This is a genomic window from Nitrospinaceae bacterium (assembly GCA_018669005.1).
Taxonomy (GTDB): Bacteria; UBA8248; UBA8248; order UBA8248; family UBA8248; genus UBA8248.
On record JABJAL010000095.1, the window covers coordinates 1 to 2,244 of the forward strand.

Sequence of the window (2,244 nt, forward strand, 5' to 3'; positions counted from 1 at the left end):
CCTGAACGGCAAATGGCTCGTTGCCGACTGCACCGTTGATCGCGAGGGAGGAGAGCGAACCGGAAGAGCGGTGCCTGACTTCGATGGCATACACGATCTAGCCACGACTGAAGGACCTGTCCTCAAGCGGCGAGGCAGCTCTCCCGACATTCCAGGCGCAATTGTCGAGCGCCACTTGCGAGCGGCCTCAACGTTTTTCAAACACATGTCCTCAAGTGAGGCACCCACCCTTCTTCCCGACAACATCATCGAGGGCGAGACGGCCGAGGTGGTGCTAACCCCGCCAGAAGAGTAGGCTCTCATACCGCTTCAAGAAATACCCCGTAAAATAGAAAAGGTCCGCTGCCTGAATTCAGCTGGCCAAGAACCGGAGTTTTTTTTGCTCGACTCAATACATCCGAACATACTGGCGCTTATCGCTGCCTCGCTGGTCTCCGTCGCCCGAATTTTTCAGCGCTATGCTGTCGTCAGGTTGAGCACCTTCGCCACCAGCCTAATCATGGGAACCATCACGGCAATAGCGGGTTGGTTTTTTTATTGGCTAGAGGGGCCGGTGGAGCGCATGCCCCTCGCCGGGGTGCTCATCTTCATGGCGATGGGTATTTTCGGGGCTGGCATCGGGCGCTACCTCTACCTGAGCGGTATCAGACTAGTGGGTCTGGCTCGCTCCACGGTTATCAGCCAGACCGTCATGATCTGGTCGGCATCTTTTGCCGTCTTTATTCTCGATGAAAAAATAACCGGCTGGATCATCCTCGGAACCCTGGCCATCATGCTCGGCGCGAGTTTCCTCGTCTACAAGGAAACAGAGGAAATTCGTCAACGCATACACCTGTCATACTATCTCTTCCCCGCCCTATCGGCGCTGAGTTATGCCCTGGCCCACCTGACGGCAAAATACGCATTCATCTATATTTCCTCTGCCGCTTTGGGCATGGCCATCGCCAACACCACATCGCTCATCATCTTATTATGTGTGATCCCATTTAAAAAAAGTGCTGCCCTTGGGGCAATTGAGAGCAAGGGATTGTTGGCGATTCTCATCGGCTCGACGCTTCAGGCGTGCGGCATTCTCGTTTTCTGGTCGTCTGTGAAGACCGGCGACCTGACCCAGGTAATCCCCCTGAGCCGCCTCTCGCTTTTGGTCATCATCTTTCTATCGTGGCTGTTTTTCCGCGAACAAGAATCCATCACCTGGCGCGTTGTCGCGGGCGGCGTTATCGCACTGGGAGGCGCCTGGGCCGTCGCGGGGTGAAAACGGCATAACGAAATTCAGCAGCGCCAACGTTTACAGCCCCGCTTGAAGAAGCGTAAAAATAGCGCCACTCAGCAAACTAAAATCTAATCGCCGCTCAGACCGAAATACTCAGGTTCGAAGTTTTCCACCACCTCAGCCACCCGCCCGACGCAAGCCTCGAAATACCGCCTTCCTTTATCCGGGGTTGCCCTTCGCGGATCGCCAAATACGCCGATGTGGCGGCTACTGTCGGGCAGCTTTAGCGCGGTTGTCATTCCCTCGCGAAACGAGAGAATCAACTCGGGCTCATAGACCCAATCGCCCAGACGGTCCACGTGAACAAGATCGGGGCGCATCTGCATCATCATGGAAGTCTCGAACTCGTTGGCATGGGTTCCATCGCTGAAGCTGTCCCCGATGGCGGCGCAGGCTTCTTGAGCGATCATAAAGTACGAGCCTGCCCCGATGAAGACTTCGCCCTCGCGCCCGTAGCGCTCGAGCAGTTGAAACATCATGGTCTGGAGAGGCGCGAGGTTGCCGTTGTGGCCGTTTAGAAAAAATATTTTTTTAAACCCTCCGCGCACAAAGCAATCGGCAATATCAGAAATACAATTCATAAAGGTTTGCGGCTTAAAGCTGATCGTTCCCGGAAAAGTCTGCCAAGTCTCCGAGTAACCATAAGGCAAAGGCGGCGCCACCAGACAGCCCGTGCGCTCAGCCACCGCCTGGGCGATTTCGTAGGCGCTCAATATGTCGGTTTGAAGCGGAAGGTGGGGCCCATGCTGCTCAGTCGAGCCCAGCGGCTGAATCACCACCGGGTTTTGGGGAAGCATGTCTCGTATTTCCATCCACGTCATTTCGTTTAAAAGCATAGCAGGCGCTCCTCATTCCTTAGGAATCGGGCGGTGCCTTCTCCGCGTACCTCAGAATTGCGGAAGCGAATGCCCCCGGTCGCCGCCCGTGTTAAAATAAGAAAATATCCAGGGCCACAAGATATATGGCACAGA

The 2,244-nt window shown here is 55.1% G+C and carries 3 protein-coding genes; 2 read left to right on the forward strand and 1 reads right to left on the reverse strand.

Going from position 1 to position 2,244, the window contains the following annotated elements:
• The coding region (locus HOJ95_15095; protein ID MBT6396023.1) for a hypothetical protein at positions 1-295 on the forward strand (295 nt) is incomplete at its 5' end.
• An 84-nt stretch (positions 296-379) separates the two neighbouring features.
• Positions 380-1,255, forward strand: a complete 876-nt coding sequence (locus HOJ95_15100) for a DMT family transporter (GenBank protein MBT6396024.1) — start codon at positions 380-382, stop codon at positions 1,253-1,255.
• Between the two features lie 86 nt (positions 1,256-1,341).
• Here HOJ95_15100 and HOJ95_15105 read toward each other — a convergent pair whose 3' ends face one another.
• A complete protein-coding gene (locus HOJ95_15105; GenBank protein ID MBT6396025.1) occupies positions 1,342-2,109 on the reverse strand; it encodes a creatininase family protein in 768 nt (255 codons plus the stop codon).
• Positions 2,110-2,244: the final 135 nt, after the last annotated feature.

Excerpts from the sequence above, each read along its gene's own strand:
- HOJ95_15105 (MBT6396025.1), bottom strand. The coding sequence starts at position 2,109 with ATGCTTTTAAACGAAATGACGTGGATGGAAATACGAGACATGCTTCCC.